At 43.7% G+C, this 26,037-nt stretch carries 16 protein-coding genes, 1 tRNA gene, 3 rRNA genes and 1 pseudogene; 18 read left to right on the top strand and 3 right to left on the bottom strand.

Going from position 1 to position 26,037, the window contains the following annotated elements; genetic code table 11:
* Positions 1-31: 31 nt before the first annotated feature.
* The 12 genes and pseudogenes from atpG to ACRWQL_RS10185 all read left to right on the top strand — a co-directional run bounded on the left by atpG (position 32) and on the right by ACRWQL_RS10185 (position 16,066).
* Entirely contained in the window at positions 32-892 is an 861-nt protein-coding gene (gene atpG / locus ACRWQL_RS10240; protein ID WP_226412220.1) for a F0F1 ATP synthase subunit gamma, read from the top strand.
* A 35-nt stretch (positions 893-927) separates the two neighbouring features.
* Positions 928-2,319: a F0F1 ATP synthase subunit beta gene (gene atpD / locus ACRWQL_RS10235; RefSeq protein ID WP_434927688.1), complete on the top strand. Its 1,392-nt coding sequence runs from the start codon at positions 928-930 to the stop codon at positions 2,317-2,319.
* Between the two features lie 36 nt (positions 2,320-2,355).
* Positions 2,356-2,784 (top strand): F0F1 ATP synthase subunit epsilon, encoded by a 429-nt coding sequence (locus ACRWQL_RS10230; protein WP_226412216.1) that lies wholly within the window; start codon positions 2,356-2,358, stop codon positions 2,782-2,784.
* Positions 2,785-2,959: 175 nt separating this feature from the next.
* A complete protein-coding gene (glmU, locus tag ACRWQL_RS10225; RefSeq protein ID WP_434927689.1) occupies positions 2,960-4,324 on the top strand; it encodes a bifunctional UDP-N-acetylglucosamine diphosphorylase/glucosamine-1-phosphate N-acetyltransferase GlmU in 1,365 nt (454 codons plus the stop codon).
* A 164-nt stretch (positions 4,325-4,488) separates the two neighbouring features.
* Entirely contained in the window at positions 4,489-6,645 is a 2,157-nt protein-coding gene (locus ACRWQL_RS10220) for a TonB-dependent receptor (protein ID WP_434953307.1), read from the top strand.
* A gap of 140 nt (positions 6,646-6,785) precedes the next feature.
* Positions 6,786-7,562, top strand: coding sequence for a DeoR/GlpR family DNA-binding transcription regulator (locus tag ACRWQL_RS10215; RefSeq protein ID WP_434927691.1), 777 nt, complete (start codon positions 6,786-6,788; stop codon positions 7,560-7,562).
* A 29-nt stretch (positions 7,563-7,591) separates the two neighbouring features.
* On the top strand, positions 7,592-9,421 hold the full coding sequence (glmS, locus tag ACRWQL_RS10210; RefSeq protein ID WP_226412208.1) for a glutamine--fructose-6-phosphate transaminase (isomerizing): 1,830 nt from the start codon (positions 7,592-7,594) through the stop codon (positions 9,419-9,421).
* A 570-nt stretch (positions 9,422-9,991) separates the two neighbouring features.
* Positions 9,992-10,957: an HlyD family secretion protein gene (locus ACRWQL_RS10205; protein ID WP_434953305.1), complete on the top strand. Its 966-nt coding sequence runs from the start codon at positions 9,992-9,994 to the stop codon at positions 10,955-10,957.
* 2 nt (positions 10,958-10,959) lie between these two features.
* Positions 10,960-11,885 (top strand): annotated as a pseudogene (locus ACRWQL_RS10200) (ABC transporter ATP-binding protein).
* The gene (locus tag ACRWQL_RS10195) at positions 11,882-12,979 is read left to right on the top strand and encodes an ABC transporter permease (RefSeq protein ID WP_434953304.1); all 1,098 of its coding nucleotides are present in this window, start codon (positions 11,882-11,884) and stop codon (positions 12,977-12,979) included. The pseudogene ACRWQL_RS10200 and the gene ACRWQL_RS10195 overlap by 4 nt, the downstream one beginning before the upstream one ends.
* 223 nt (positions 12,980-13,202) lie before the next feature.
* Positions 13,203-15,212, top strand: coding sequence for an alpha-amylase (locus tag ACRWQL_RS10190; protein WP_434953303.1), 2,010 nt, complete (start codon positions 13,203-13,205; stop codon positions 15,210-15,212).
* Between the two features lie 155 nt (positions 15,213-15,367).
* Positions 15,368-16,066 (top strand): FadR/GntR family transcriptional regulator, encoded by a 699-nt coding sequence (locus ACRWQL_RS10185; protein WP_434927697.1) that lies wholly within the window; start codon positions 15,368-15,370, stop codon positions 16,064-16,066.
* Positions 16,067-16,291: 225 nt separating this feature from the next.
* Here the strand turns inward: ACRWQL_RS10185 and ACRWQL_RS10180 are convergent, their stop codons facing one another.
* The 3 genes from ACRWQL_RS10180 to ACRWQL_RS10170 all read right to left on the bottom strand — a co-directional run bounded on the left by ACRWQL_RS10180 (position 16,292) and on the right by ACRWQL_RS10170 (position 18,000).
* Positions 16,292-16,501, bottom strand: a complete 210-nt coding sequence (locus tag ACRWQL_RS10180) for a DUF2061 domain-containing protein (protein ID WP_226412182.1) — start codon at positions 16,499-16,501, stop codon at positions 16,292-16,294.
* Between the two features lie 161 nt (positions 16,502-16,662).
* Positions 16,663-17,565: a 1,4-dihydroxy-2-naphthoyl-CoA synthase gene (locus ACRWQL_RS10175; RefSeq protein WP_434953302.1), complete on the bottom strand. Its 903-nt coding sequence runs from the start codon at positions 17,563-17,565 to the stop codon at positions 16,663-16,665.
* An 84-nt stretch (positions 17,566-17,649) separates the two neighbouring features.
* Positions 17,650-18,000, bottom strand: a complete 351-nt coding sequence (locus ACRWQL_RS10170) for a hypothetical protein (RefSeq protein WP_434953301.1) — start codon at positions 17,998-18,000, stop codon at positions 17,650-17,652.
* Between the two features lie 77 nt (positions 18,001-18,077).
* On the opposite strand from ACRWQL_RS10170, the gene ccoG reads away from it, so the two are divergent.
* The 6 genes from ccoG to ACRWQL_RS10140 all read left to right on the top strand — a co-directional run bounded on the left by ccoG (position 18,078) and on the right by ACRWQL_RS10140 (position 26,020).
* Positions 18,078-19,505 (top strand): cytochrome c oxidase accessory protein CcoG, encoded by a 1,428-nt coding sequence (gene ccoG, locus ACRWQL_RS10165; protein WP_434953299.1) that lies wholly within the window; start codon positions 18,078-18,080, stop codon positions 19,503-19,505.
* Positions 19,506-20,065: 560 nt separating this feature from the next.
* Positions 20,066-21,610 (top strand): 16S ribosomal RNA (locus ACRWQL_RS10160).
* A gap of 393 nt (positions 21,611-22,003) precedes the next feature.
* Positions 22,004-24,906 (top strand): 23S ribosomal RNA (locus tag ACRWQL_RS10155).
* Positions 24,907-25,045: 139 nt separating this feature from the next.
* Positions 25,046-25,161 (top strand): 5S ribosomal RNA (rrf, locus tag ACRWQL_RS10150).
* The 16S, 23S and 5S rRNA genes sit together here with 1 tRNA gene alongside, the layout of an rRNA operon.
* Positions 25,162-25,255: 94 nt before the next feature.
* Positions 25,256-25,332: transfer RNA gene (locus ACRWQL_RS10145), tRNA-Asp, on the top strand.
* Positions 25,333-25,768: 436 nt separating this feature from the next.
* Complete coding sequence (locus ACRWQL_RS10140; RefSeq protein WP_434927702.1) at positions 25,769-26,020, top strand: YkgJ family cysteine cluster protein; 252 nt, start codon at positions 25,769-25,771, stop codon at positions 26,018-26,020.
* Positions 26,021-26,037: the final 17 nt, after the last annotated feature.

Raw genomic sequence — 26,037 nt, 5'->3', positions numbered from 1 at the left:
GGCACCTCAGGTCCCAGATTGGAGAGTAGAGATGGCTAACGCTAAAGAGATTAAAACCAAGATCGCGAGTATCAAAAATACTCAGAAGATCACTTCCGCTATGGAGATGGTAGCCGCCAGCAAAATGCGTAAAGCGCAGGAACGCATGGCAGCAAGCCGTCCATATGCTGAAAATATGCGTAAAGTGATCGGTCACGTAGCGCAAGGTACTCTCGAATTTAAACATCCAATGTTAGAAGTTCGAGATGCTAAGCGGGTTGGTTACATTGTTGTAGCAACCGACCGTGGTCTTTGTGGTGGTTTGAATACCAACTTATTTAAAAAGGTTGTGACAGACATTAAAAAATGGAAAGAACAAGGCGCAGAAGTTGAGTTTTGCCCAATTGGTGCCCGTTCTGTTCAGTTTTTTAAAAGCTTTGGTGGTCAAATTTCCGCCCATGCATCAGGTTTAGGCGACGCGCCCAAACTTGCTGATTTGATTGGCACTGTACGTGTCATGTTAAAAGCTTACAACGAAGGCAAACTGGACCGTCTGTACATTGTGTTTAACAAGTTTGTTAATACAATGACCCAGACTCCTGTGATCGAGCAACTGCTACCTTTACCTAAATCAGATGAAGAAGTAGCTAGTTATCCTTGGGATTATATTTACGAGCCAGATCCAAAAGAAATTTTGGAAACACTGCTAACTCGTTATATAGAATCACAAGTATATCAAGGTGTTGTTGAAAATATTGCCTCTGAACAGTCTGCCCGTATGGTAGCAATGAAAGCGGCAACAGATAACGCTGGCGACATGATCGATGGTTTACAACTCGTCTATAACAAGGCCCGTCAGGCTGCTATTACGCAAGAACTGTCGGAAATTGTATCAGGCGCTGCAGCGGTTTAGGTTTAGGTAACGAAATCAAGTTTAGAGGATTAATCATGAGCACAGGTACTGTTGTCCAAGTAATTGGCGCGGTTGTGGACGTAGAGTTTCCACAAGATTCTGTACCTCGAGTATATGACGCTCTGAAGATCACAGGCGAAAGCCCATGTAATGGTTTGGTGCTGGAAGTTCAGCAACAACTAGGTGGTGGTGTTGTTCGTACCATCGCTATGGGTTCTTCTGATGGTCTGCGTCGTGGTTTAGAGGTAGCAAACTCAGGTTCACCAATTTCTGTTCCGGTAGGGGTTAAGACCCTTGGCCGTATTATGAACGTATTGGGCGAGCCTATCGATGAAGCGGGTCCAATTGGTGAAGAAGAGCGTTATGAAATTCACCGTGCAGCACCTTCATACGAAGATCAGTCAAATTCAACTGAGCTATTAGAGACGGGTATCAAGGTTATCGACCTTGTTTGTCCTTTCGCTAAAGGTGGTAAAGTCGGTCTGTTCGGTGGTGCTGGTGTTGGTAAAACAGTTAACATGATGGAACTGATTAACAACATCGCTAAAGCTCACTCGGGTCTTTCTGTATTCGCTGGTGTTGGTGAGCGTACTCGTGAGGGTAACGACTTCTACTACGAGATGGAAGATTCAGGCGTATTAGACAAAGTAGCCATGGTTTACGGTCAAATGAACGAGCCTCCAGGTAACCGTTTACGCGTAGCGTTAACAGGCCTGAGTATCGCTGAAAAGTTCCGTGACGAAGGTCGTGACGTACTGTTGTTCGTTGACAACATTTACCGTTACACCTTAGCGGGTACTGAAGTATCTGCACTTTTAGGTCGTATGCCTTCTGCAGTAGGTTATCAGCCAACACTGGCTGAAGAGATGGGTGTTCTTCAAGAACGTATCGCTTCAACCAAAACTGGCTCTATTACTTCTGTACAAGCGGTATATGTACCAGCGGATGACTTAACGGATCCGTCACCTGCAACAACCTTCGCTCACTTAGATGCGACTGTTGTATTGTCTCGTAATATTGCATCGCTAGGTATTTACCCAGCGGTTGACCCATTGGATTCGACTTCACGTCAGTTAGATCCACAGGTTGTAGGTCAAGAGCATTATGATGTTGCAAGCGGTGTACAAACTGTATTACAGCGTTATAAAGAGCTGAAAGACATTATTGCTATTTTGGGTATGGATGAGTTGTCAGATAATGACAAAACCATGGTATTCAGAGCACGTAAGATTGAACGTTTCTTGTCTCAACCTTTCTTCGTAGCAGAAGTGTTTACCGGTTCTCCTGGTAAGTACGTTTCTCTTAAAGACACTATTCGTGGCTTTAAGGGTATCTTGGATGGTGAGTTCGATCACATCCCTGAGCAAGCGTTCTACATGGTTGGCTCAATCGATGAAGCTATCGAAAAAGCGAACAAGAAGAAATAACTAGGCCGTAAAGCTTAGTTCTTTAAGGAGAGCTCAATGGCAGGCATGACAGTCAAACTTGATATTGTTAGTGCAGAGAAAAGCTTATACCACGGCGAAGTTACTTTTTTTGAAGTATCTGGTGCTGAAGGTGAATTAGGTATTATGCCTAATCATGCTCCTTTGCTAACAAAGATCAAACCTGGCATGGCGCGCATAGTCAAGCAAGATGGCAGTGAAGAAGTGTTGTATCTTTCAGGTGGTATCCTGGAAATTCAACCAACATCTATTTCTGTTCTTGCTGATGTTGGATTGCGTGCCGATGATATTGATGAGCAAGCAGCTTTAGAAGCTAAACGTCGTGCAGAAGAGAAAATTGCTAATGCCGGCGTAGACTTCAATTATGAAGCCGCAACAATTGAATTAGCTAAATCGATAGCGCAATTGAAAGTTGTTGAAACCATCAAAAGAAATATCACCAGATAAGTTGATTATTTGCTGGATAAAAGGCGACTCATTTATGAGTCGCCTTTTTTATTACTGCTGTTTTATTGAGATTGTTTATTCATCGTCGATGGCTGTGGTGAGTATTTTCCATTTTAGGCTGTATTCAGCTAAAATAGCGCCAATTATACTTTTTAGTCTTTTAAAGGAATTAATCATGTCGTTAAATGTTGTGATCTTAGCTGCAGGCAAAGGAACGCGTATGCGCTCAGATCTTCCTAAAGTGTTACACCCAATCGCCCATAAAAGCATGGTTCAACATGTTATTGATACGGCAAACGCTTTAGGCTCCAAGGCTATTCAACTTGTATATGGCTATGGCGCAGACAAACTAAAGCAAACATTGGGTGAGCAACCTTTAAATTGGGTGTTACAAGCTGAACAATTAGGTACAGGGCATGCCGTAGCACAAGCCAATTCAAACATTAGTGATGACGATACAGTATTAATTCTTTACGGCGATGTACCCTTGATTCAGCAATCAACCTTAGAAAAATTATTAGCTGCCCGGGCAGATAATGGCTTAGCTATTCTTACTGTTAACCTTGTTAATCCAACTGGATATGGCCGAATTGTTCGTCACAACGATAATGTCGTCGGTATTATTGAGCAAAAAGATGCTAACGCTGAGCAATTAAAAATTACCGAAGTGAATACCGGTATTATGGCTGTACCGGGTAAGCAATTAAAAACCTGGTTAAGTCGTTTATCTAATAGTAATGCCCAAGGTGAATATTACCTGACTGATATTATAGCGATGGCACATGCCGATGGTGTGGCTATTACGACTGCTCAACCTGAATCTGCTATCGAAGTCGAAGGGGCTAATAATCGAGTGCAACTGGCTCAATTAGAGCGTGCTTACCAAGCTCGTGCGGCTGAAAAGTTAATGCTTGAAGGTGCTAACTTGCGTGATCCAGCTCGTATTGATATCCGCGGAGAGGTAACCGTTGGGATGGATGTGATGATTGATGTCAATGTGATCATTCAAGGTAAAGTCACTTTAGGTAATAATGTGACTATCGGCGCCGGGGCTATTCTCATTGATTGTGATATTGCCGATAACGCTGAAATTAAGCCTTACTCAATTATAGAAGGCGCTAAATTAGGTAAATCAGCCAGTGCCGGACCATTTGCTCGTTTACGTACCGGTGCAGAATTAAAAGAAGATGCCCACGTGGGTAACTTTGTTGAAATGAAAAAAACAGTACTCGGTAAAGGGTCTAAAGCAGGGCATTTAAGTTACTTAGGTGATGCACAAATAGGTGCCGGGGTAAATATTGGTGCGGGTACTATTACCTGTAACTACGATGGTGTTAATAAGTTTGTTACCACTATAGAAGATGGTGTATTTGTTGGCAGTGATACTCAACTTATCGCTCCAGTTACCATAGGTAAAAATGCCACCTTAGGTGCAGGCTCTACTATAGCCAAAGATGTTGGCGAGGGTGAATTAGTGATAACCCGTGTGAAACAGCGTCATATTGCTGGATGGCAACGCCCGGTAAAATTGTCGAAGTAATACTCTACATTCACTACTTCTATTGGCGATAAGTGTGATGCACTTATCGCTTTTTTGTAAGTTCCAACAAACAAAGTAAATATTCTGTAAATTTTAGCTAATAACAATCATTCTCATTTAGTATGCCTGCATTAAATCGGTATAACATCTAAATAGAGGTATGAATGTTAACTAAACTATCAGCAGTAGCAATAGCCGTTACAACGGGATTGTTGTCATATTCAGTGCACTTTGATGCTCAAGCAGAACAAGCCACATCAGTTTCTTCAGTGCAAGTTTCTCCAGATCAAGCTGCAGCATCGCATAAAAACATTGAACGTATGGAAGTCACTGGACGGACATTTAACGACTACAAAGTGGGCTCTGCATCAGGTGCTATGCGTGGCAATATTGACTTAATGGACACCCCGCAATCTGTTAATGTTATCCCCGATTTTGTTACCGATGAACAGCTTGCTACTAACTTAGCTGAAGTTTTAGTAAATGACTCAAGTGTTACAGCAGGAACAACTCGCTGGAATCGCCAAGTGTTTAGTATCCGTGGCTTTGAATTAGATTCAGGTAACGGTTACCTTATTAATGGCCACCAGCAATGGTCGCACTATGTGCAGCCTATTGAAACGCTACAGCAGGTAGAAGTATTAAAAGGCCCTTCAAGCATGTTATATGGTCAATCAGGCCCAGGTGGCTTGGTTAACATGGTGACAAAAAAGCCAACTTACGACAGCATGCTAGATCTAGGTTTTGATACCGATGAAAACGGTTCAACTCGTTTTCAATTAGATGCTGGTGGCAGTTTTAATGAGGCCCAGACCATGCGCTACCGTGCAGTATTAGTGAAGCAAGATACCGAGTATTGGCGTGAGTATTCTACCAGTGATGAAGCTCAGGAGCGCGATCGCTGGTTAGGCTATATTAATACCGAATTTGACCTCAGCGACGATCTTATGTTGTCACTTAAATATGACCATACTCAAGATAAGGCGGGTATAGATGCTGGTGGCTGGTTAGACAAGCAAGGTAATGTTATTGGTAACAACGAAACTATATGGGATGCCCCTTGGGCATTTACCGACAACACGGTATCAAATCTAGGTGCAGACTTAACTTGGCATATCAACGACACATGGAAATTGAAGACGGGATATAACGAGCAGCAGTTTAATCGTCAACGTTTTGATTCTGCTCCACAGTATGTTGAAGACCCATTTACCGCTAATGGTTACAACATCAAACCATTTGACCGCTACGATGATTGGCAACATAAAACCGCTTATGCTGACTTTACTGGCGAATTTGATCTAGCAGGTATACAACATCAGTTGCTGATTGGTGCTAACTACCTGGATTACTTTTATCAACAACGCCGTGATGGCGGTAAAAAATTAGTCAATGTTATTCCTGGTCAGCCAGTTGCTGTGCCTGATTATGACTATAACAATGTTGCAGCGCGAGCAGCGAGCACTTACAAATACTACGGCTTTTATCTACAAGACTTAATGACCTTGAATGAGCAATGGAAATTACTTGCAGGCGTGCGTTATGACGAGCAAAAGAAAGACGGTCTAGGTGAAAATAGCTATGCCGTATCACCTAAGTTTGGTGCAATTTACGCTCCTGCAGATAATGGCAGTATCTATGTTAACTATTCAAAAAGCTTCAGCCCACAGGGCGCGGTAAATAATGAATCTGACGTTAACAATGGGTTAGATCTAAAGCCTGAATATGGTATCCAATATGAAGTGGGCACTAAGTGGGAGTTATTTGATGATAGCTTGCTATTAACGGCAGCTGTTTTTGATATAACACTAGAAAACATCACCATTACTGAGACATTACCTACACCAACGAGTAAGTTTACTGACATTACCACTCAAGGTGGCGAGCAAAAACATCGTGGTTTTGAAATGGGTGCCCAAGGCCAATTAAGTGAAAGTTGGTTTATGACCTCCTCTATGATGTTTTTAGATGCTAAGTATCATACAGGCGACAATCGTGAAGGTAATACGCCTATCGATGCACCTGAATGGTCTGCCAACATTTGGACTCGTTATGAAATGACCGAGAGTTTTGCCATGAATTTTGGCGCAATCTACGTCGGTGAGCGTTTTGCTGATGTTAATAACACTATCACTAAAGATGATTATATCCGTTTTGATTTGGGTGCAGCATACACTCTGGATATGATGGGCAAAGATGTTAGCTTTCGTGCGAACATAAAAAACCTGTTCGATACCGATTACATCGAAGGTGGCCAATATAATATGGTTACCATAGGTCAAGGTCGTAACTTTAACCTAGCGGTAGAAGCTAAGTTTTAATATTAGTTAACGCCCAAAACGTAAAAAAGCAGCGATTATCGCTGCTTTTTTGTTATTTATCTTTCAACAAGTCTAGATAAAGTTTCATTTGCTGCTAAAATATCTTTCGTTTCGTAACTTAAGTGAAAGAAAACCCCATTATGAATAAGCGTAATACCCAACAACGTCGACACAGCATTATCAACCTGCTTAATCAGCAAGGAGAAGTCAGTGTTGAAGAGTTGTCTTTACGTTTTGAAACATCGGAAGTCACCATTCGCAAGGATTTAGCTACTTTAGAAAAAACAGGCTTATTGCTACGCCGTTATGGTGGCGCTATTGCAGTGCCCGACGAAGTCACTCAGCAGTTTAGTGCCAAAATAGCACCCAATAAACTGGCTATAGCTAAAACCGCCGCCGCGCTGATTAAAGATCACAACCGAATTATTATTGATAGTGGTAGCACTACCACAGGTATTGTGCAGCAGCTAAATAACTTGCGTGGTTTAGTGGTAATGACTAACTCATTGCAGCTGGCCAATGCGATTCATGAACTTGAAAACGAACCGACATTATTGATGACCGGTGGTACCTGGGACCCGCATTCTGAGTCTTTTCAGGGCCAGGTAGCTGAACAGGTTTTACGCTCATATAACTTCGACCAACTATTTATCGGTGCCGACGGCTTAGATTTAGAGCGGGGTACCACCACGTTTAATGAGCTAACCGGGCTGAGTAAAGTGATGGCCGAAATGTCTCGTGAAGTTATCGTCTTGCTTGAATCATCAAAAATAGGTCGCCGAATTCCAAATTTAGAACTGCCTTGGAGCGAGATCAATGTATTGGTCACCGATGACCATATCTCAGCCGAGGCATTACAAACCATTACAGACCAGGGCGTAAAAGTGTTACTTGCGTCCTATGTCGAATCAAATTAATTTTTAAATTACTCAATAGGTAAGTAATCATGTGTGGAATCGTTGGCGCAGTAGCGCAAAGAGATGTAGCAGAAATTTTAGTTGAAGGTCTACGCCGTTTAGAATATCGCGGTTATGACAGTGCAGGTGTTGCGGTTATCCATAATGACGAGTTAAGCCGCACCCGTCGCTTAGGTAAAGTGCAAGAGCTATCATCAGCATTAGATGAATCCCCATTAGCGGGAGGCACTGGTATTGCGCACACCCGTTGGGCAACCCACGGTGAACCCAGTGAACGTAATGCCCACCCACATTTATCTGAAGGTGATATTGCCGTTGTACACAACGGTATTATTGAAAACCACAACAAGCTACGTGTAAAACTGAAAGAGCTAGGATATGTGTTTTCATCAGACACAGACACAGAGGTTATCTGCCATTTAGTGCACCATGAACTTAAAACGGCTAATACGTTATTATCAGCGGTACAAGCAACCGTTAAGCAGCTAGAAGGTGCATACGGTACAGTGGTTATTGACCGTCGCGACAGCGAACGCATGGTTGTGGCTCGTAGTGGCAGTCCCCTTGTTATCGGTTATGGCATAGGTGAAAACTTTGTCGCATCAGACCAGCTTGCACTACTGCCGGTAACGCGTAATTTTGCTTTCTTAGAAGAAGGTGATGTTGCAGAGGTCACGCGTCGTGAAGTGAATATTTATGATTTAAATGGCGATGCTGTTAAGCGTGAAGTCAAAGAATCAGAAGTGACCCATGATGCTGGTGATAAAGGTGAATACCGTCACTACATGCTAAAAGAAATCTACGAGCAACCAATGGCTTTAGCGCGCACTATAGAAGGTCGCATCGCCAACAAACAAGTACTAGACAGTGCCTTTGGTGACAATGCCGCGGAGTTCTTAAAAGACATTAAACACGTACAAATTATCGCCTGTGGTACTAGTTACCATGCAGGTATGGCAGCGCGTTACTGGTTAGAAGATTGGGCCGGTGTATCATGTAATGTTGAAATTGCTTCAGAGTTTCGTTACCGCAAATCACATTTATTTCCAAACAGCTTATTAGTGACTATTTCACAGTCGGGCGAAACCGCCGACACGTTAGCAGCAATGCGCCTCGCTAAAGAAATGGGCTACAAAGCAACCTTAACTATATGTAACTCAGGTGGTTCATCGTTAGTACGTGAATCTGACATGGCTTACATGATGAAAGCCGGTGCTGAAATTGGCGTAGCCTCAACGAAAGCATTTACCGTGCAATTAGCCGGTTTATTAATGCTTACCGCTGTGATTGGTCGTTACAACGGTATGTCAGATGAGATGCAAGCTAACATCACCCAAAGTCTGTTATCAATGCCAGCTAAAGTAGAGCAAGCATTAGGTTTGGACGATGCCATTGCTCAGCTTGCAGAAGATTTTGCCGACAAGCACCATGCACTATTTTTAGGCCGTGGCGATCAGTACCCAATCGCAATGGAAGGTGCGCTAAAGTTAAAAGAAATATCATACATTCATGCAGAAGCTTATGCCTCAGGCGAATTAAAACACGGCCCATTAGCACTTATTGATGCTGATATGCCGGTTATCGTGGTTGCGCCAAACAACGAACTGCTTGAAAAGCTTAAATCAAATGTGGAAGAAGTACGTGCCCGTGGTGGGTTAATGTATGTGTTTGCTGACAAAGACGCTGAGTTTGAATCAGACGACACCATGAAGGTGATTCCAGTGCCTCATTGTGATGAGTTTATGGCGCCACTTATCTACACTATCCCACTACAGTTATTGTCATATCACGTGGCATTAATTAAAGGTACTGACGTGGATCAACCACGTAACTTGGCAAAATCGGTTACTGTAGAATAAGTAACATTATTGCTGGTGGTTGATATTGCACATTATGCTAACAACCAAATACATAAAAGCGACTAACTCATAGAGTAGTCGCTTTTTTATTGATAATAATAAAGTCGTGGTGCTGCCAAAAATGGTTTAAAAGATGAAAGTAACATCGCATTATTCCATTCTGGACCAGTTAAAAGGGACTCAACAGTAATAGCCTCTTTACGTTTAATTAAAGGATTAGGCCCTGCCGTCCCCTGATGAGTCTGCGAGTATCCAAAGTATGGATAATGGTTAAGCTCACAAGCTTTAGAATAAAGGTCGATCACATTTAGCTGAGTAATTATTGGTGATATTTATTTTAAGCTGCAAGTATCACTTATTCTAACAATGACTCTCACCCATCATAATGGCTTCTAATACTAGATTTCCTGTCGATGACAAAGCCGCACCAGCAACTATTCATGCTGGTTTATTCTAGAATAGGTCAATTATTATTTCCCAACGGAGCTATATACTTAATACTTAAACCGCGTACATTAAAGGTCATGTTTTGTTTCATAAATATATATTAGTGCGGGTTGTGGGGGATATATGCACAGTATCAACATCAGTTTATTGCTCATATTAGTGTTATCAGGCTGTTCACCGCCAGCACAGCAACAAGCTATTGGCACGCTAGAGCGTGATCGAGTGACATTTACCGCCACCTCGAATGAGATTATTCGTGAGTTGCCCGTTATTGAAGGCAGTATCGTTGAAGCTGGGCAAGTGTTGGTGCGATTAGATGCTAAAAACCAGCAAGCTATCCTGGCTAATGCGATAGCCAAAAAGGCCAAAGCGACGGCTTTTTTACTAAAACTGACTAATGGCGAGCGGGTTGAAGATATCGCCTCAGCACAAGCTAAGGTAGCTCAAGCTAATGCGCAGTTTGTTGAGGCACAGAAAAATTATCGCCGTCAGGTAGAGTTAATCGCCCGTAAATTAGTGAGTCAATCTGATTTAGACAGCGCTTTAGCCAGTCGAGATAAAGCACTGGCATCATTAAATTCGACCAAGGAAGAGTTTAGCAAGCTTACCGCGGGATCGCGTATTGAAGACATCGAGCAAGCCAAAGCTGAATTAGCGGCTAGCCAAGCAGAAGTTGTTTTACAAACCCAGAAGTTAGATGAGTTAACCATAGTGGCCACCCGCGATGGCATACTAGATAACTTGCCATATAACTTAGGTGAGCGAGTGGCGCTAAACAGTGTTGTGGCAGTGATGTTGGCTAATAGCGTGCCCTACGCTAGGGTATATGTCCCTGCACCGCACCGTATTCATTTTATTCCTGGCTTAAAGGTCACTGTGCATGTCGATGGTGTTGAACAAACATTAGTGGGCACAGTACGCTGGGTATCTCATGAAGCCTCATTCACCCCTTATTACGCTTTGACTGAGAATGAACGCGCCCGGTTAATGTACCTTGCCGAAGTCGATTTAGAAGACTCTGCGGCAACATTTCCTTCGGGTATCCCCGCCCAGGTTGACTTGATTATTAATAATTCAACGGGAGATTAGTCATGACTGAATTCGTTATTGAAGCAATCAACGTGGTGAAAAAGTTTGCTGATTTCACTGCTATCGAAAACGTCACCTTACGGGTCCCTAAAGGTTGTATTTACGGCTTTTTAGGCCCAAATGGTTGCGGTAAATCCACCATGATAAGAGTGCTAACGGGTTTGCTAAGCCCTACATCGGGTGACATCACCGTATTGGGCTTATCCATGCCCAAGCAAGCAGAATCATTACGCTTAAAAATTGGCTACATGACCCAAAAATTCTCCCTGTATGATGATTTAAGTGTGCAAGAAAACATGCAGTTTATGGGGCAAATATTTGGTATGGGCAGTAAGGCGTTAAGCCTGCGCATTAATGAGCAGCTAATGACTTATGGGTTAGATTCTATTCGTCAACAAAGGGTCGCGGGTATGAGTGGTGGTCAGCGTCAGCGTTTATCTTTAGCGTGTGCCACTATGCATAACCCAGAGTTACTTTTTTTGGATGAGCCTACCTCCGCGGTTGACCCGCAAAATAGAAGAGAGTTTTGGGAGCAGTTGTTTGAGTTATCAGCACAAGGCACCACTATTTTAGTCACCACCCATTACATGGATGAAGCTGAACGTTGCCATCGTTTGGCGGTAATGGAATCTGGTATTATTCGTGCAGACGGAGAACCTGATGCTTTAATGCGTGATATGGGCGTTAATATTGTCGAGGTTAACAGTCCGCAGTTACGTGCCTTGAAAAAAAGCTACTGGCAACCAAAGCGGTTCGATCAGTGGCGCAGCTAGGAGTTCGTTTGAGGGTGTTGATTTATCAAGACATCGCCGATCCTATTCAATGGCTGAAAACAACTTTTCCTGAACTTGCCCAAGCTGAAATGAATCTTGCTCGTCCTAGTTTAGAAGATGTGTTTGTGTGTGTTACCGGTGAGGGGCGCCAATGATGTCTTTCTATCGAATAAAAGCGGTAATGGTGAAAGAGATCCGTCAATTATCAAGGGACCGGATTACCTTTGGCATGGTAGTGATGATCCCGCTTATTCAGCTATTGTTGTTTGGTTATGCCATTAATACCGACATTCGCCAAATACCGATAGCAGTTGTCGACCAAAGCCAGAGTACTGCGGGGCGGGTGATAACTGAGTCTGTTAAAGTCACTCAAGTAGTGAACGTTGTTAGGCATTTTGCTACCGCAGAAGAGGCTGAGCAAGCCATTAAACAGGGAGTTGTGCGTGCAGCGCTAATACTGCCGCAGGATTTAACTCAGCGAATGGTGCAAAATAGAGTGTTAGGTCAATGGATAGTTGATGGCTCAGACACCATGATTAGTTCAGCTATTTTAGCGCTACAGTCTATGCCGTTAACCGATTTTGATTTCGACATACGCCCTAAGACCGTTAAAACCTTTGAAGTTGTGTTGTTTTATAATCCGAGCCGACGCTCTGCGGTGAATATTGTGCCGGGTTTGTTAGGGATTATATTGACCATGACGATGATCCTGTTTACCAGCACCGCCATAGTACGTGAACGGGAGCGAGGTAACTTAGAGCTACTGATTACCACTCCAATTAGCCCAATGGAGCTGATGATAGCCAAAATTGTTCCTTATATATTTGTTGGCTTAATACAGGTGTTTATCATTTTGGGGTTAGGCCGTTGGATATTTGATGTGCCTATCAATGGGTCAGTTGCACAGATATTATTCGGTACCCTATTGTTTATTTCAGCCAGTTTATCATTGGGGTTAATGATTTCTACCTTGGCTAAAAATCAATTACAAGCCATGCAAATGACCATCTTTATCTTATTACCTTCAATATTATTGTCTGGTTTTATGTTTCCGTATGAAGGTATGCCAGAAACGGCACAATGGATATCAGAAGCGCTTCCGGCAACTCACTTTATGCGTTTAATTCGAGGTGTTGTATTACGAGAAGCTGATTTAATCGACCTATGGCGCGATACCCTGTGGCTTGCTTGTTTTACAGTGGTCGGTTTGTTCGTTGCAGCAGCTCGATTTAAGAAAACATTAGATTAAATAACCTCTGTTATGATTTAAAATTGCTATTATTCAGCCGCTTGAATTAGCCTTCTGGCTATGATTTTGTGTGCTTACTTTAGCCATTAGCTGACGCTACTTTAGTCGTTATGCATACGTATTCAATATTCCAAGGTGTTTATTTGTTCGATTATTAGGCGATACTGATTTGGGTTAACAAATTGTTAACTCCAATAAAAATCTAATAATAAAGGCCTTAAACATGAATCCTAATCGCGCGTTAACTAAGGTAGCCATAGCAACAGGTTTATCTTTGTGTATGTCATCATCAGTATTTGCCAACCCACAACCGACTACATTTGTTCACCTTTTCGAATGGAATTGGCAAGATATTGCTCAAGAATGTGAACAATTTTTGGGGCCAAATGGTTATGCCGCGGTGCAAGTATCCCCACCGAACGAACATATTCAAGGTAGCCAGTGGTGGACTCGTTATCAGCCAGTAAGCTATGTACTACAAAGTCGTGGAGGTAACCGTGGTCAGTTTATTGATATGGTTAGCCGCTGTAAGGCGGTTAATGTAGATATCTATGTTGATGCGGTGATTAATCATATGGCTAGCGGCAGTGGAACAGGCACCGCAGGCAGTGCTTATGGTAATAAAAGCTACCCAGCATATAGCCCGCAGGACTTTCATAACACATGTGCGATTAAAGATTACAACAACCGTTGGGAGGTTCAAAACTGTGAGCTTGTTGGTTTAACTGATCTTAATACCAGTGCTAATTATGTTCAAACCACGATTGCGGGTTTTTTGAATGATTTGACTAATATAGGTGTCGCAGGCTTTCGCTTTGATGCCTCTAAACACATGGCTGTTGAAGATATTCAAGGTGTGATGTCAAAGGTAAATGGCACACCTTTGGTTTTTCAAGAAGTGATTGATCAAGGTGGTGAAGCCATTAGTGCCAGTGAATATACCAGTGTGGGCTTGGTGACTGAGTTTAAATACTCAACCCAGTTAGGCAATACATTCCTTAATGGCAATTTAGCATCTTTAAAGAACTTTGGTGAAGGCTGGGGTTTTATGGCCAGCAGTTCTGCAGTTGTTTTTGTCGATAATCACGACAATCAACGTGGTCACGGCGGCGCGGGTAATGTGATCACATTTGAAGACGGGCGATTATATGACTTAGCCAATGTGTTTATGTTGGCTTATCCCTACGGTTACCCAAAAGTGATGTCGAGTTATGCATTCAATGGCAATACCGATGTTGGCGCGCCTAGCGTTAGGGTTCATAGCAATGGCAATTTAGAATGTTTTGGCGACAACTGGAAGTGTGAGCATCGTTGGGGCTATATTGCTGGTGGGGTGAGTTTTCGAAATAACACCGCTGATAATTGGACGACCACAAACTGGTGGGACAACGGCAACAATAAAATTGCATTTGGTCGTGGTAGTTCAGGTTTTGTGGCTATTAATAAAGAAAACTCAAATTTAACCGCAACGTTAGCGACATCTATGGCGCCAGGGACTTATTGTAACGTGCTAAAAGGCAAAATTGCTCAAGACAAGCGATCATGCAGCGGCGAAACGATTGTTGTTAATAATAACAGCTCCATCAATGCTAATGTTGGAGCTTGGGATGCGTTTGCCATTCATCAAGGTGCTAAGCTCATTACAGGTGGTGCTGTGAACAATCCTGATTGGAAGCGGACGGTTATTTTTATTCAAGCTCAAACACAAAGCGGTCAGGATATGTTTGTGCGTGGTGGCATTGATCACGCCTATGCGGCAAGTAATCTATATAAAACCTGTACCAGCAGCAATTTTGAATGTGCTATTCCAATTAGACATAACAACTTGCGTAATACCACTACAGCACCTTGGAAAGCCAAAGATACTTATCTAGATTGGTATGGCCCTGAGGCTGCTCAAAGCACTGCGGCATCAGGTTCTGCATTAGATTGGACAACCAATTTATGGCCAGTAGCCTGGGGATCTAAGCAAACAGTAGCTAATAATGGCTTTGGAGAAGAGCCTTTAAATATTTGGGGGCAGCATTATTGGATGTTAGATGTGGATATGGATTGCAGTAAAACGGTTAATGGGTACTTTGAGGTTAAAGCGTTCGTCAAAAATGGCCAGGGCTGGGAAAGCAATATCAGTCAGTCCAACACGCCATTCCCTTCAAGTAATCATGTCGCTCAATGCGGTAAAGTGAATCAATTTAACTTTAATAGCAATGGCGTACAAATAGGTAACTTGTAAGATCTTTGGGTAATTAAAATGGCTAAAACACCCGTTTTAGCCATTTTTATGGGTAACAAATTATCTGGACTGAATTTACACATACTAAGTAATAAGCAGAGGATCTTTATAGTATGATGTGACGTATTCGTGAAACATCAATAAGACATATCAGCATGGCAAGCATACCTAGGCAAAATCTGACCCATCAACTCACTCATGATCTTGGTATTGCTATCGTCAGTGGGGAATATCCTATTGGAGAAGGGTTGCCTTCAGAAGCTGATTTGTGTGTTAAGTACGATGTTAGCCGCAGTTCAACGCGTGAAGCGGTAAAGATGTTGTCGGCCAAAGGCTTGATTACTTCACGCCCAAAGCAGGGCATAAGAGTGATGCCAGAAAGCCAATGGAATATGTTTGATATTGATGTCTTACATTGGATACTAAGCAGTAAACCCTCTTTATCATTATTAAAAGAGTTTACGCAAATGCGTTTAGCATTAGAGCCAGAAGCAGCAGCATTGGCTGCCAAGAACGCAACGGCTGAGCAGATAGAGCATTTAGGTATAGCGTTACAGCGAATGAAGGATGCCGAGTTGGGGCTTGAAGACCCACTTGAGGCCGATATTTTATTTCATGCAAATATTCTATGCTCTAGTAATAATCGCTTTTTTATTCAAATGACCGGTTTTACTAGTACTGCATTAAAGGTGAGCTTGCGTTATACCAACCAGATGAAAGGGGTTAATGGAGCTAATGTGGAAGATCACGCAGCTGTTTATAATGCGATAAGAATGCGCCAGCCTGAATTAGCCAAAACAGTTATGGTTAAGATCATTGATGAGTTATTAGTGTTAATTGATTCTAGATTATAACGGTTGAACTTCCTCTAAGTTTGCCACTCTGGTGTAGAAGAGAGGCTAAAATAGCCTAAAACTAATCTGATCAGGCAAGCAGTTCAAATATTGAAGCCAACATCGTAAACCCGTCTTTATATGAGTGTTGTGCTGAAACATAGGTGCGCACTCTTATATTGCTATTACTAGAGTGTCTAGCTGGGTTGTCATAGATAGGTTGCCATACCAAGTGATTGAGGCTGATTAATGGATAGCCGTTAGCTCGAGTTCTTGAGCTAACTTCTTTGCTTCAATACGGTTCCAAATTTTATCGTGAAAATAAAATACCACTGTATTTACCGCCGGTTCTATTAATGCAACCGCGCCGCCAATGACAATACTGCCAGTGAGAAGGTAGGTAACCGTAAATGCGACAGAAAAATGCAGTACAGCAAATGTCATTGTTTTTTTCATGATAAGACCCCCAATTGATTTATTTAAATGATAGTGATTATCATTTACGATTGAAAGCTAAATTTATTAGTTGGGTTAATCGATTTTTTAAATCAATAAGCCTGCTGAGACAAAGCAGGCTTATAATTCACTTTTTAAAGTTTCATTGAATCGTCAAACAATTAATAATGCCAAGGAAATTTAGAAAAGTCTTTATCGCGCTTTTCTAAAAAAGCATCGCGCCCTTCTTGGGCCTCTTCAGTAGCGTAAGCTAAACGAGTCGCTTCACCGGCAAACAGTTGTTGGCCAACTAAGCCATCATCTGCCATGTTAAAACCGTATTTAAGCATACGCATTGCGGTAGGGGATTTAGCGTTAATTTCCTTCGCCCATGCTAAGGCTTCTATTTCTAGCTCAGCATGTGGAATAGCACGGTTAACCATACCCATATCAACCGCTTCTTCTGCCGAGTAATTAAACCCCAAGAAGAAAATTTCACGGGCGCGCTTCTGGCCAATCATCTTAGCTAAATAAGCGCTGCCATAACCTGAGTCAAAACTGCCTACATCAGGGTCGGTCTGCTTGAAAATAGCATGCTCTTTAGATGCTAATGTTAAATCGCAAACCACATGTAAACTATGACCGCCGCCAACAGCCCAACCGGGCACAACCGCAATAACCACTTTAGGCATAAATCGAATTAACCGCTGCACTTCTAAAATATGCAGACGGCCCATGCGGGCGACATCGGGCTTACCATCTTCAGCGCCTTCATATTTATAACCGTCTTTACCGCGAATACGTTGATCTCCACCTGCGCAAAAAGAGTATTGACCTTTTGCTGATGGTCCATTTCCAGTGATAAGCACACAGCCGACATCTGACCATTGTCTGGCGTGGTCTAAAGCGATAAAGAGTTCATCTACAGTTTTTGGGCGAAATGAGTTAAGGCAATCTGGGCGATTGATCGCAATGCGCACTGTGCCTTGATCTTTAGCGCGGTGATAAGTGATGTCTTCGAAGTGGAAGCCACATACAGAGTCCCAAAGTGTTGGGTCAAATATATCGGAAATCGGTTGTGTCATTATAAGTTAGCCTTTTTCAATCCATTATCCAAAGGCTATGCTGTATTAATATCTAGGTCAATCTAGCGAGCATAAAAGCGTTAACTATATCTGATCGCAAATGAACTGTAGGTTATCCCGACTAAACACAGGGTGGTTTCTCGTTGACCTTGAGCAATACTCTTTTTTAAATTTGGTAATAGAGTCGCTATCTATGAACACACCGTCAAGTTCACGAATTTCTATGGTCGACAAGCGTTCATAAATTTTCTCTTTAATAATAGGAATTTTATGATCGACCCGCTGAATTGTTGTGCCTGTCATCGAAGTCACTTTTTTATCAGCAGTAGTAAACATTGTTTGCACATATTCTATAGGCTCATCAAGCTTATTCGTTTCTGTTGCAAAGTAATAAATAATGCCACCTATGATGGCTAAACCTATCCAACCTCTCATTTTTTTGTCCGAGTTAATGTTAGAAAGGTATATACTATTCCAGTTTGTTTGTAATGTTAATGTAGTAAGGTCGTAAAATGACAATAGAATCGAAACCCAAAGATTATTCGAAACAAAATCGAATTAAGATTCATCAGCCTGATGCGAACAAAGCCGACCGTTTTAATCCCAGCAATAGTATATATGTACGCGCCGTTGATGGACTTTGGACAAGAGTTCGCCGTCGTATGGGCTGGGTTACTATGTTGTTCTTTCTTATTCTCCCATGGATCCAGTGGGGCGACCGACAAGCGGTATGGTTTCATCTTGCAGAGCAGAAGTTTCATGTTTTTGGTCTGACTATCTGGCCACAGGATCTAACACTACTCGCCGCCGTCTTTATGATTGCCGCCTTTGGATTATTCTTTGTCACCACTTATCTCGGTCGAGTATGGTGTGGTTACACCTGCCCACAGACCGTATGGACGTTTATCTTTATCTGGTTTGAAGAGAAATTTGAAGGCGCACGTAATAAGCGTATCAAGTTAGATCAAATGCCATGGAGTGTCGATAAAGTCTGGCGTAAAACCGCAAAACATAGCGCATGGATATTCGTCTCCCTCTTAACCGCAATGACCTTTGTATCTTATTTTGTGCCGACACGAGAAGTGTATATAGATGTCCTTACGTTAAATGCCGATGGCAGCATCTACTTCTGGGTGATTTTCTTTACCATAGCCACATACGGTAATGCAGGATGGATGCGTGAAATTATGTGCATCCATATGTGTCCTTATGCGCGATTCCAAGCGGCAATGTTTGATAAGAATACCTATATTGTTGGCTATGACACTAAGCGCGGTGAAACTCGCGGGCCTCGTTCTCGTAAAGATGATCCTAAGGAAAAGGGATTAGGAGATTGTATTGACTGCGATCTTTGTGTTCAGGTTTGTCCAACGGGAATCGATATCCGTAACGGCTTGCAATATGAGTGTATTAACTGCGGTGCATGTATTGATGCATGTGACAACACCATGGAACGTATGGGATATGCTAAAGGCTTAATTAGCTACACCACAGAAAACAAGCTTGATAACGTAAAAGAGACAGTGCTGCGTCCTAAGTTAGTTGGTTACGGCGTTATATTAACTGTGATGATATTGTTGTTTGTTTACGCCAGTGCAACCATAGCGCCGGTTCGAATGGATGTTATCCGTGATCGCAATGCCCTTTACCGTGAAAACAATCGAGGTGAAATAGAAAACACCTTCACGATTAAAATACTGAATAAGACCGAGGCTAAGCACGATTACCAGCTAAGCGTAGAAGGGCTTAATAACGCAAGATGGATCGGACTGGACAATGTCAGTATTGCGGCAGGTGAAATTCTAACATTACCTATTAGTGTAGCAATTGACCCGGTAGAGCTAAAACGTAGCGTTACCAACATCAATATCGTTGTACTAACTGAAATAGATGGTGAATCCGTCATTACAACCCAAGAAACACGATTCTTCGGTGAGTAAAAAACAGTAAAAATAGTTATAAAGCATATGAAAAAGGGACTAATAGTCCCTTTTTTGTGCGTTTCGCCCAAAAAATGCCCCATCAATGCTATTTTAATAAAAAACTTATTAAAAGCCCTTGCACTGCCTCAGAATCTCCCTATAATGCGCATCCACTGACACGGCACAGCGCGAAAGCAAAGTAGCGAGTTAGGTTGATTTGAAAGGATAAAAACTTCGGTTTCATCATCAAATCAACAGCGAAAAGAAAGTTTGAAAAAACACTTGACGCTGACAACAGGGTCTGTAGAATACGCAGCCCAAGCCAACGACCTAGCGTCCAATGGCGATGTTTGAAAAATTAACATCAACGCTCTTTAACAACTTAAACAAGAAATCTGTGTGGACATTCACAGGTATTGAGTTATTCGAAATTGCTTCTTCTTAGGAAGAGCAATCAAAAAATTTAAACTCAATGCAACGATGAATGTTCATAGCAATATGTACAAAAAGACTTTGTTAACTTCGGTTGATAAAGCAATCAGAATTCATTGAGCCGAATCGCAAGATTCAAAAAACTTTAATTGAAGAGTTTGATCATGGCTCAGATTGAACGCTGGCGGCAGGCCTAACACATGCAAGTCGAGCGGCAGCGGGAAGATAGTTTACTATCTTTGCCGGCGAGCGGCGGACGGGTGAGTAATGCCTAGGGATCTGCCCAGTCGAGGGGGATAACAGTTGGAAACGACTGCTAATACCGCATACGCCCTACGGGGGAAAGGAGGGGACCTTCGGGCCTTTCGCGATTGGATGAACCTAGGTGGGATTAGCTAGTTGGTGAGGTAATGGCTCACCAAGGCGACGATCCCTAGCTGTTCTGAGAGGATGATCAGCCACACTGGGACTGAGACACGGCCCAGACTCCTACGGGAGGCAGCAGTGGGGAATATTGCACAATGGGCGAAAGCCTGATGCAGCCATGCCGCGTGTGTGAAGAAGGCCTTCGGGTTGTAAAGCACTTTCAGTAGGGAGGAAAGGCAGTAGTTTAATAAACTATTGCTGTGACGTTACCTACAGAAGAAGGACCGGCTAACTCCGTGCCAGCAGCCGCGGTAATACGGAGGGTCCGAGCGTTAATCGGAATTACTGGGCGTAAAGCGTGCGCAGGCGGTTTTTTAAGCCAGATGTGAAAGCCCTGGGCTCAACCTAGGAATTGCATTTGGAACTGGGGAACTAGAGTCTTGTAGAGGGAGGTAGAATTTCAGGTGTAGCGGTGAAATGCGTAGATATCTGAAGGAATACCGGTGGCGAAGGCGGCCTCCTGGACAAAGACTGACGCTCATGCACGAAAGCGTGGGGAGCAAACAGGATTAGATACCCTGGTAGTCCACGCCGTAAACGATGTCTACTCGGAGTTTGGTGACTTAGTCACTGGGCTCCCAAGCTAACGCATTAAGTAGACCGCCTGGGGAGTACGGCCGCAAGGTTAAAACTCAAATGAATTGACGGGGGCCCGCACAAGCGGTGGAGCATGTGGTTTAATTCGATGCAACGCGAAGAACCTTACCTACTCTTGACATCCAGAGAATTCGCTAGAGATAGCTTAGTGCCTTCGGGAACTCTGAGACAGGTGCTGCATGGCTGTCGTCAGCTCGTGTTGTGAAATGTTGGGTTAAGTCCCGCAACGAGCGCAACCCCTATCCTTATTTGCCAGCGAGTCATGTCGGGAACTTTAGGGAGACTGCCGGTGATAAACCGGAGGAAGGTGGGGACGACGTCAAGTCATCATGGCCCTTACGAGTAGGGCTACACACGTGCTACAATGGCGTATACAGAGGGTTGCAAAGCCGCGAGGTGGAGCTAATCTCACAAAGTACGTCGTAGTCCGGATTGGAGTCTGCAACTCGACTCCATGAAGTCGGAATCGCTAGTAATCGTGAATCAGAATGTCACGGTGAATACGTTCCCGGGCCTTGTACACACCGCCCGTCACACCATGGGAGTGGGCTGCAAAAGAAGTGGGTAGTTTAACCTTCGGGAGAACGCTCACCACTTTGTGGTTCATGACTGGGGTGAAGTCGTAACAAGGTAGCCCTAGGGGAACCTGGGGCTGGATCACCTCCTTACCTATACGACTAACTCAATACCTAAAGTGCAGAGATGCATGTGAGTGTTCACACAGATTACTTGTTAACTTCTTCGGAAGTAGAGTGAAACACACCGCTTGCCGGTTAAGTGTTGTTCTTTAACAATTTGGAAAGCTGATAGTACTAACTAAAGGCGCATAAATGATGATTCGTTGTCGTTTGTGTGATTACGTTAGTGCGAAAAACGTTAATACGAAAGTATTAACACTTGAGTTCTCAAAACACTGTTTAAGTGTCTTGAATATTCTAAAAACTAAGGCGAGTCACACTTCCTGGTCGGGAGTGAGACAAGTAAAAACCAGCTAGTTGCGATACAGTCTAATTAGTTCATTCTCTTGTTTACAAGGGTTGTGAAACTCATTTGGGTTGTATGGTTAAGTGACTAAGCGTATACGGTGGATGCCTTGGCAGTCAGAGGCGATGAAGGACGTAATAACTTGCGAAAAGCGTTGGCGAGCTAGTAATAAGCATTTGAGCTAACGATATCCGAATGGGGAAACCCGGCCACATAAGTGGTCATCATACAGTGAATACATAGCTGTATGAGGCGAACCTGGGGAACTGAAACATCTAAGTACCCAGAGGAAAAGAAATCAACCGAGATTCCCCTAGTAGCGGCGAGCGAACGGGGATTAGCCCTTAAGTCTATGGGGTGTTAGTGGAATGAGTTGGAAAGCTCAGCGGCACAGGGTGATAGCCCCGTACATGAAAACTAACCATAGATGAAAACGAGTAAGGCGGGACACGTGACATCCTGTTTGAATATGGGGGGACCATCCTCCAAGGCTAAATACTCCTGACTGACCGATAGTGAACCAGTACCGTGAGGGAAAGGCGAAAAGAACCCCTGTGAGGGGAGTGAAATAGAACCTGAAACCGTATACGTACAAGCAGTGGGAGCGGTTCTTGAGACCGTGACTGCGTACCTTTTGTATAATGGGTCAGCGACTTACGTTTTGTAGCGAGGTTAAGCGAATAGCGGAGCCGTAGGGAAACCGAGTGTTAACTGCGCGTTTAGTTGCAAGGCGTAGACCCGAAACCGAGTGATCTAGCCATGGGCAGGTTGAAGGTTGAGTAACATCAACTGGAGGACCGAACCGACTTATGTTGAAAAATGAGCGGATGACTTGTGGCTGGGGGTGAAAGGCCAATCAAACTCGGAGATATCTGGTTCTCCTCGAAAGCTATTTAGGTAGCGCCTCGAGCGAATACCATTGGGGGTAGAGCACTGTTAAGGCTAGGGGGTCATCCCGACTTACCAACCCTTTGCAAACTCCGAATACCAATGAGTACTACTCGGGAGACAGACAGCGGGTGCTAACGTCCGTTGTCAAAAGGGAAACAACCCAGACCGTCAGCTAAGGTCCCAAAGTGTATGTTAAGTGGGAAACGATGTGGGAAGGCTTAGACAGCTAGGATGTTGGCTTAGAAGCAGCCATCATTTAAAGAAAGCGTAATAGCTCACTAGTCGAGTCGGCCTGCGCGGAAGATTTAACGGGGCTAAACATACCACCGAAGCTACGGGTTTGCAGTTTACTGCAAGCGGTAGAGGAGCGTTCTGTAAGCGGTTGAAGGTGAAGGGGTAACCCACACTGGACGTATCAGAAGTGCGAATGCTGACATGAGTAACGATAAAGGGAGTGAAAAACTCCCTCGCCGAAAGACCAAGGGTTCCTGTCCAACGTTAATCGGGGCAGGGTGAGTCGACCCCTAAGGTGAGGCCGAAAGGCGTAATCGATGGAAAACAGATTAATATTTCTGTACCTCTGCTAACTGCGATGGAGAGACGGAGAAGGCTAGGCTAGCGCGGCGTTGGTAGTCCGCGTTTAAGGTAGTAGGCGGTGTTCTTAGGCAAATCCGGGAACACGTACTTAAATGTACACGTTGAGAGCTGATGACGAGTCACTAAGGTGATGAAGTAGTTGATGCCATGCTTCCAGGAAAATCTTCTAAGCTTCAGGTTAGTAGGGATCGTACCCCAAACCGACACAGGTGGTCGGGTAGAGAATACCAAGGCGCTTGAGAGAACTCGGCTGAAGGAACTAGGCAAAATGGTACCGTAACTTCGGGAGAAGGTACGCTGCTGTTGGTGATGGGACTTGCTCCCTAAGCTGACGGCAGTCGCAGATACCAGGTGGCTGCAACTGTTTATCAAAAACACAGCACTGTGCAAAATCGCAAGATGACGTATACGGTGTGACGCCTGCCCGGTGCCGGAAGGTTAATTGATTGGGTTATCGCAAGAGAAGCTCATGATCGAAGCCCCGGTAAACGGCGGCCGTAACTATAACGGTCCTAAGGTAGCGAAATTCCTTGTCGGGTAAGTTCCGACCTGCACGAATGGCGTAATGATGGCCACGCTGTCTCCAGCCGAGACTCAGTGAAGTTGAAATTGCGGTGAAGATGCCGTATACCCGCGGCTAGACGGAAAGACCCCGTGAACCTTTACTATAGCTTGGCACTGAACATTGAACCTACATGTGTAGGATAGGTGGGAGACTTTGAAGCTTCGTCGCTAGATGGAGTGGAGTCAATCTTGAAATACCACCCTTGTAGTTTTGATGTTCTAACTCTGGCCCCTTATCGGGGTTGAGGACAGTGCCTGGTGGGTAGTTTGACTGGGGCGGTCTCCTCCCAAAGAGTAACGGAGGAGCACGAAGGTTGGCTAAGTACGGTCGGACATCGTACGGTTAGTGCAATGGCATAAGCCAGCTTAACTGCGAGACATACACGTCGAGCAGGTACGAAAGTAGGTCATAGTGATCCGGTGGTTCTGAATGGAAGGGCCATCGCTCAACGGATAAAAGGTACTCCGGGGATAACAGGCTGATACCGCCCAAGAGTTCATATCGACGGCGGTGTTTGGCACCTCGATGTCGGCTCATCACATCCTGGGGCTGAAGTCGGTCCCAAGGGTATGGCTGTTCGCCATTTAAAGTGGTACGCGAGCTGGGTTCAGAACGTCGTGAGACAGTTCGGTCCCTATCTGCCGTGGGCGTTGGATGATTGAGGGGAGCTGCTCCTAGTACGAGAGGACCGGAGTGGACGAACCGCTGGTGTTCGGGTTGTCATGCCAATGGCATTGCCCGGTAGCTACGTTCGGAATCGATAACCGCTGAAAGCATCTAAGCGGGAAGCGAGCCCCAAGATGAGTCATCCCTAGAGCTTTAAGCTCTCTAAAGGGCCGTAGGAGACTACTACGTTGATAGGCAAGGTGTGTAAGCGTTGTGAGGCGTTGAGCTAACTTGTACTAATGACCCGTGAGGCTTAACCATACAACCCAGATGGGTTTTACTAACCTTAGTTGTTAGGATGGGACACTTAGACAGTGCGAACTCAAGAAGCTCTAATGAGCAATCAGCTTTCCGAATTATTATTTAATGCTAGTTAATAGCGTTAGATAAACCAAATTTGTCTGGAAACCATAGAGCTGTGGCACCACCTGATCCCATTCCGAACTCAGAAGTGAAACACAGTATCGCCGATGGTAGTGTGGGGTCTCCCCATGTGAGAGTAGGTCATTTCCAGGCGCCTAATTCCTCTTTTAAGTAAGAGAAGTCTACTGATAGTGACATATCAGCGACTTAAAAAGAATTTAGCATCGTGCGCAAGCAATTTGCTAAAGGAGCGGTAGTTCAGTTGGTTAGAATACCGGCCTGTCACGCCGGGGGTCGCGGGTTCGAGTCCCGTCCGCTCCGCCAACTTAAGACGAAGGCCCTTGCAGAAATGCAAGGGCCTTTTTCGTGTTTGAGATTGAGAAAACACCTGAGATAACAGTAGTTAAGTTAGTTAAGGTTTTCTAGATACAGCGGCCTGTCACGTCGGGAGTACGCGGGTTCACTCTTGTTAAAAGCAGCGTCTGCTCCGCCAACTTAAGAGGAAGGCCTTTGCAGTAATGCAAAGGCCTTTTTCGTGTGTATAATTTATAAGCTAGTGTGGTAATTTTGTTGGCTATAAAGGTATTCGGTATTTTTTGATAGTATTACTTTTGAGATGTTCATCGACTTTGTTATCAATCCATGTAGTTTATAACACCAGTCTTTGTTTAAATGTGTTGATTGGTGATCTATAACTGTTAGTGTTTCTTCTCAAGAGATATCAGATATATAATTGGTTACTTTATTATACGAGATTAGAATGGATTGTCGGTTAGGTTGTGGGGCATGTTGTATTTCGCCGTCGATTACGAGCGCTATCCCAGGGATGCCTGAGGGGAAACCTGCAGGTGTCCGTTGTGTTCAATTAAGTGATAAAAACCTATGTATGATCTTTGGTCAACCACAGAGGCCTATTGTGTGTAGTGGTTTTTCTGCGAGTATAGATGTTTGTGGCTCTTCAAATGAGCAAGCTTTATGGTTGATCAATGATTTAGAGCGTTCAACATGTTAAAGTCGTTTTTTCTTTTA

The organism is Shewanella sp. HL-SH4 (assembly GCF_051164845.1).
GTDB lineage: Bacteria > Pseudomonadota > Gammaproteobacteria > Enterobacterales > Shewanellaceae > Shewanella > Shewanella glacialimarina.
The sequence above is the reverse complement of the archived record's forward strand: the minus strand, read 5'-3'. Positions and strand labels throughout refer to the sequence as shown.

Bases quoted from the DNA above. Each gene is read 5' to 3' on its own strand.
- atpG (WP_226412220.1), top strand. From the start codon at position 32: ATGGCTAACGCTAAAGAGATTAAAACCAAGATCGCGAGTATCAAAAAT.
- ACRWQL_RS10140 (WP_434927702.1), top strand. From the start codon at position 25,769: ATGGATTGTCGGTTAGGTTGTGGGGCATGTTGTATTTCGCCGTCGATT.
- ACRWQL_RS10180 (WP_226412182.1), bottom strand. From the start codon at position 16,501: ATGAAAAAAACAATGACATTTGCTGTACTGCATTTTTCTGTCGCATTT.
- ACRWQL_RS10220 (WP_434953307.1), top strand. From the start codon at position 4,489: ATGTTAACTAAACTATCAGCAGTAGCAATAGCCGTTACAACGGGATTG.
- glmS (WP_226412208.1), top strand. From the start codon at position 7,592: ATGTGTGGAATCGTTGGCGCAGTAGCGCAAAGAGATGTAGCAGAAATT.
- atpD (WP_434927688.1), top strand. From the start codon at position 928: ATGAGCACAGGTACTGTTGTCCAAGTAATTGGCGCGGTTGTGGACGTA.
- ccoG (WP_434953299.1), top strand. From the start codon at position 18,078: ATGACAATAGAATCGAAACCCAAAGATTATTCGAAACAAAATCGAATT.
- ACRWQL_RS10175 (WP_434953302.1), bottom strand. From the start codon at position 17,565: ATGACACAACCGATTTCCGATATATTTGACCCAACACTTTGGGACTCT.
- ACRWQL_RS10190 (WP_434953303.1), top strand. From the start codon at position 13,203: ATGAATCCTAATCGCGCGTTAACTAAGGTAGCCATAGCAACAGGTTTA.
- glmU (WP_434927689.1), top strand. From the start codon at position 2,960: ATGTCGTTAAATGTTGTGATCTTAGCTGCAGGCAAAGGAACGCGTATG.
- ACRWQL_RS10185 (WP_434927697.1), top strand. From the start codon at position 15,368: ATGGCAAGCATACCTAGGCAAAATCTGACCCATCAACTCACTCATGAT.
- ACRWQL_RS10195 (WP_434953304.1), top strand. From the start codon at position 11,882: ATGATGTCTTTCTATCGAATAAAAGCGGTAATGGTGAAAGAGATCCGT.
- ACRWQL_RS10215 (WP_434927691.1), top strand. From the start codon at position 6,786: ATGAATAAGCGTAATACCCAACAACGTCGACACAGCATTATCAACCTG.
- ACRWQL_RS10230 (WP_226412216.1), top strand. From the start codon at position 2,356: ATGGCAGGCATGACAGTCAAACTTGATATTGTTAGTGCAGAGAAAAGC.
- ACRWQL_RS10170 (WP_434953301.1), bottom strand. From the start codon at position 18,000: ATGAGAGGTTGGATAGGTTTAGCCATCATAGGTGGCATTATTTATTAC.
- ACRWQL_RS10205 (WP_434953305.1), top strand. From the start codon at position 9,992: ATGCACAGTATCAACATCAGTTTATTGCTCATATTAGTGTTATCAGGC.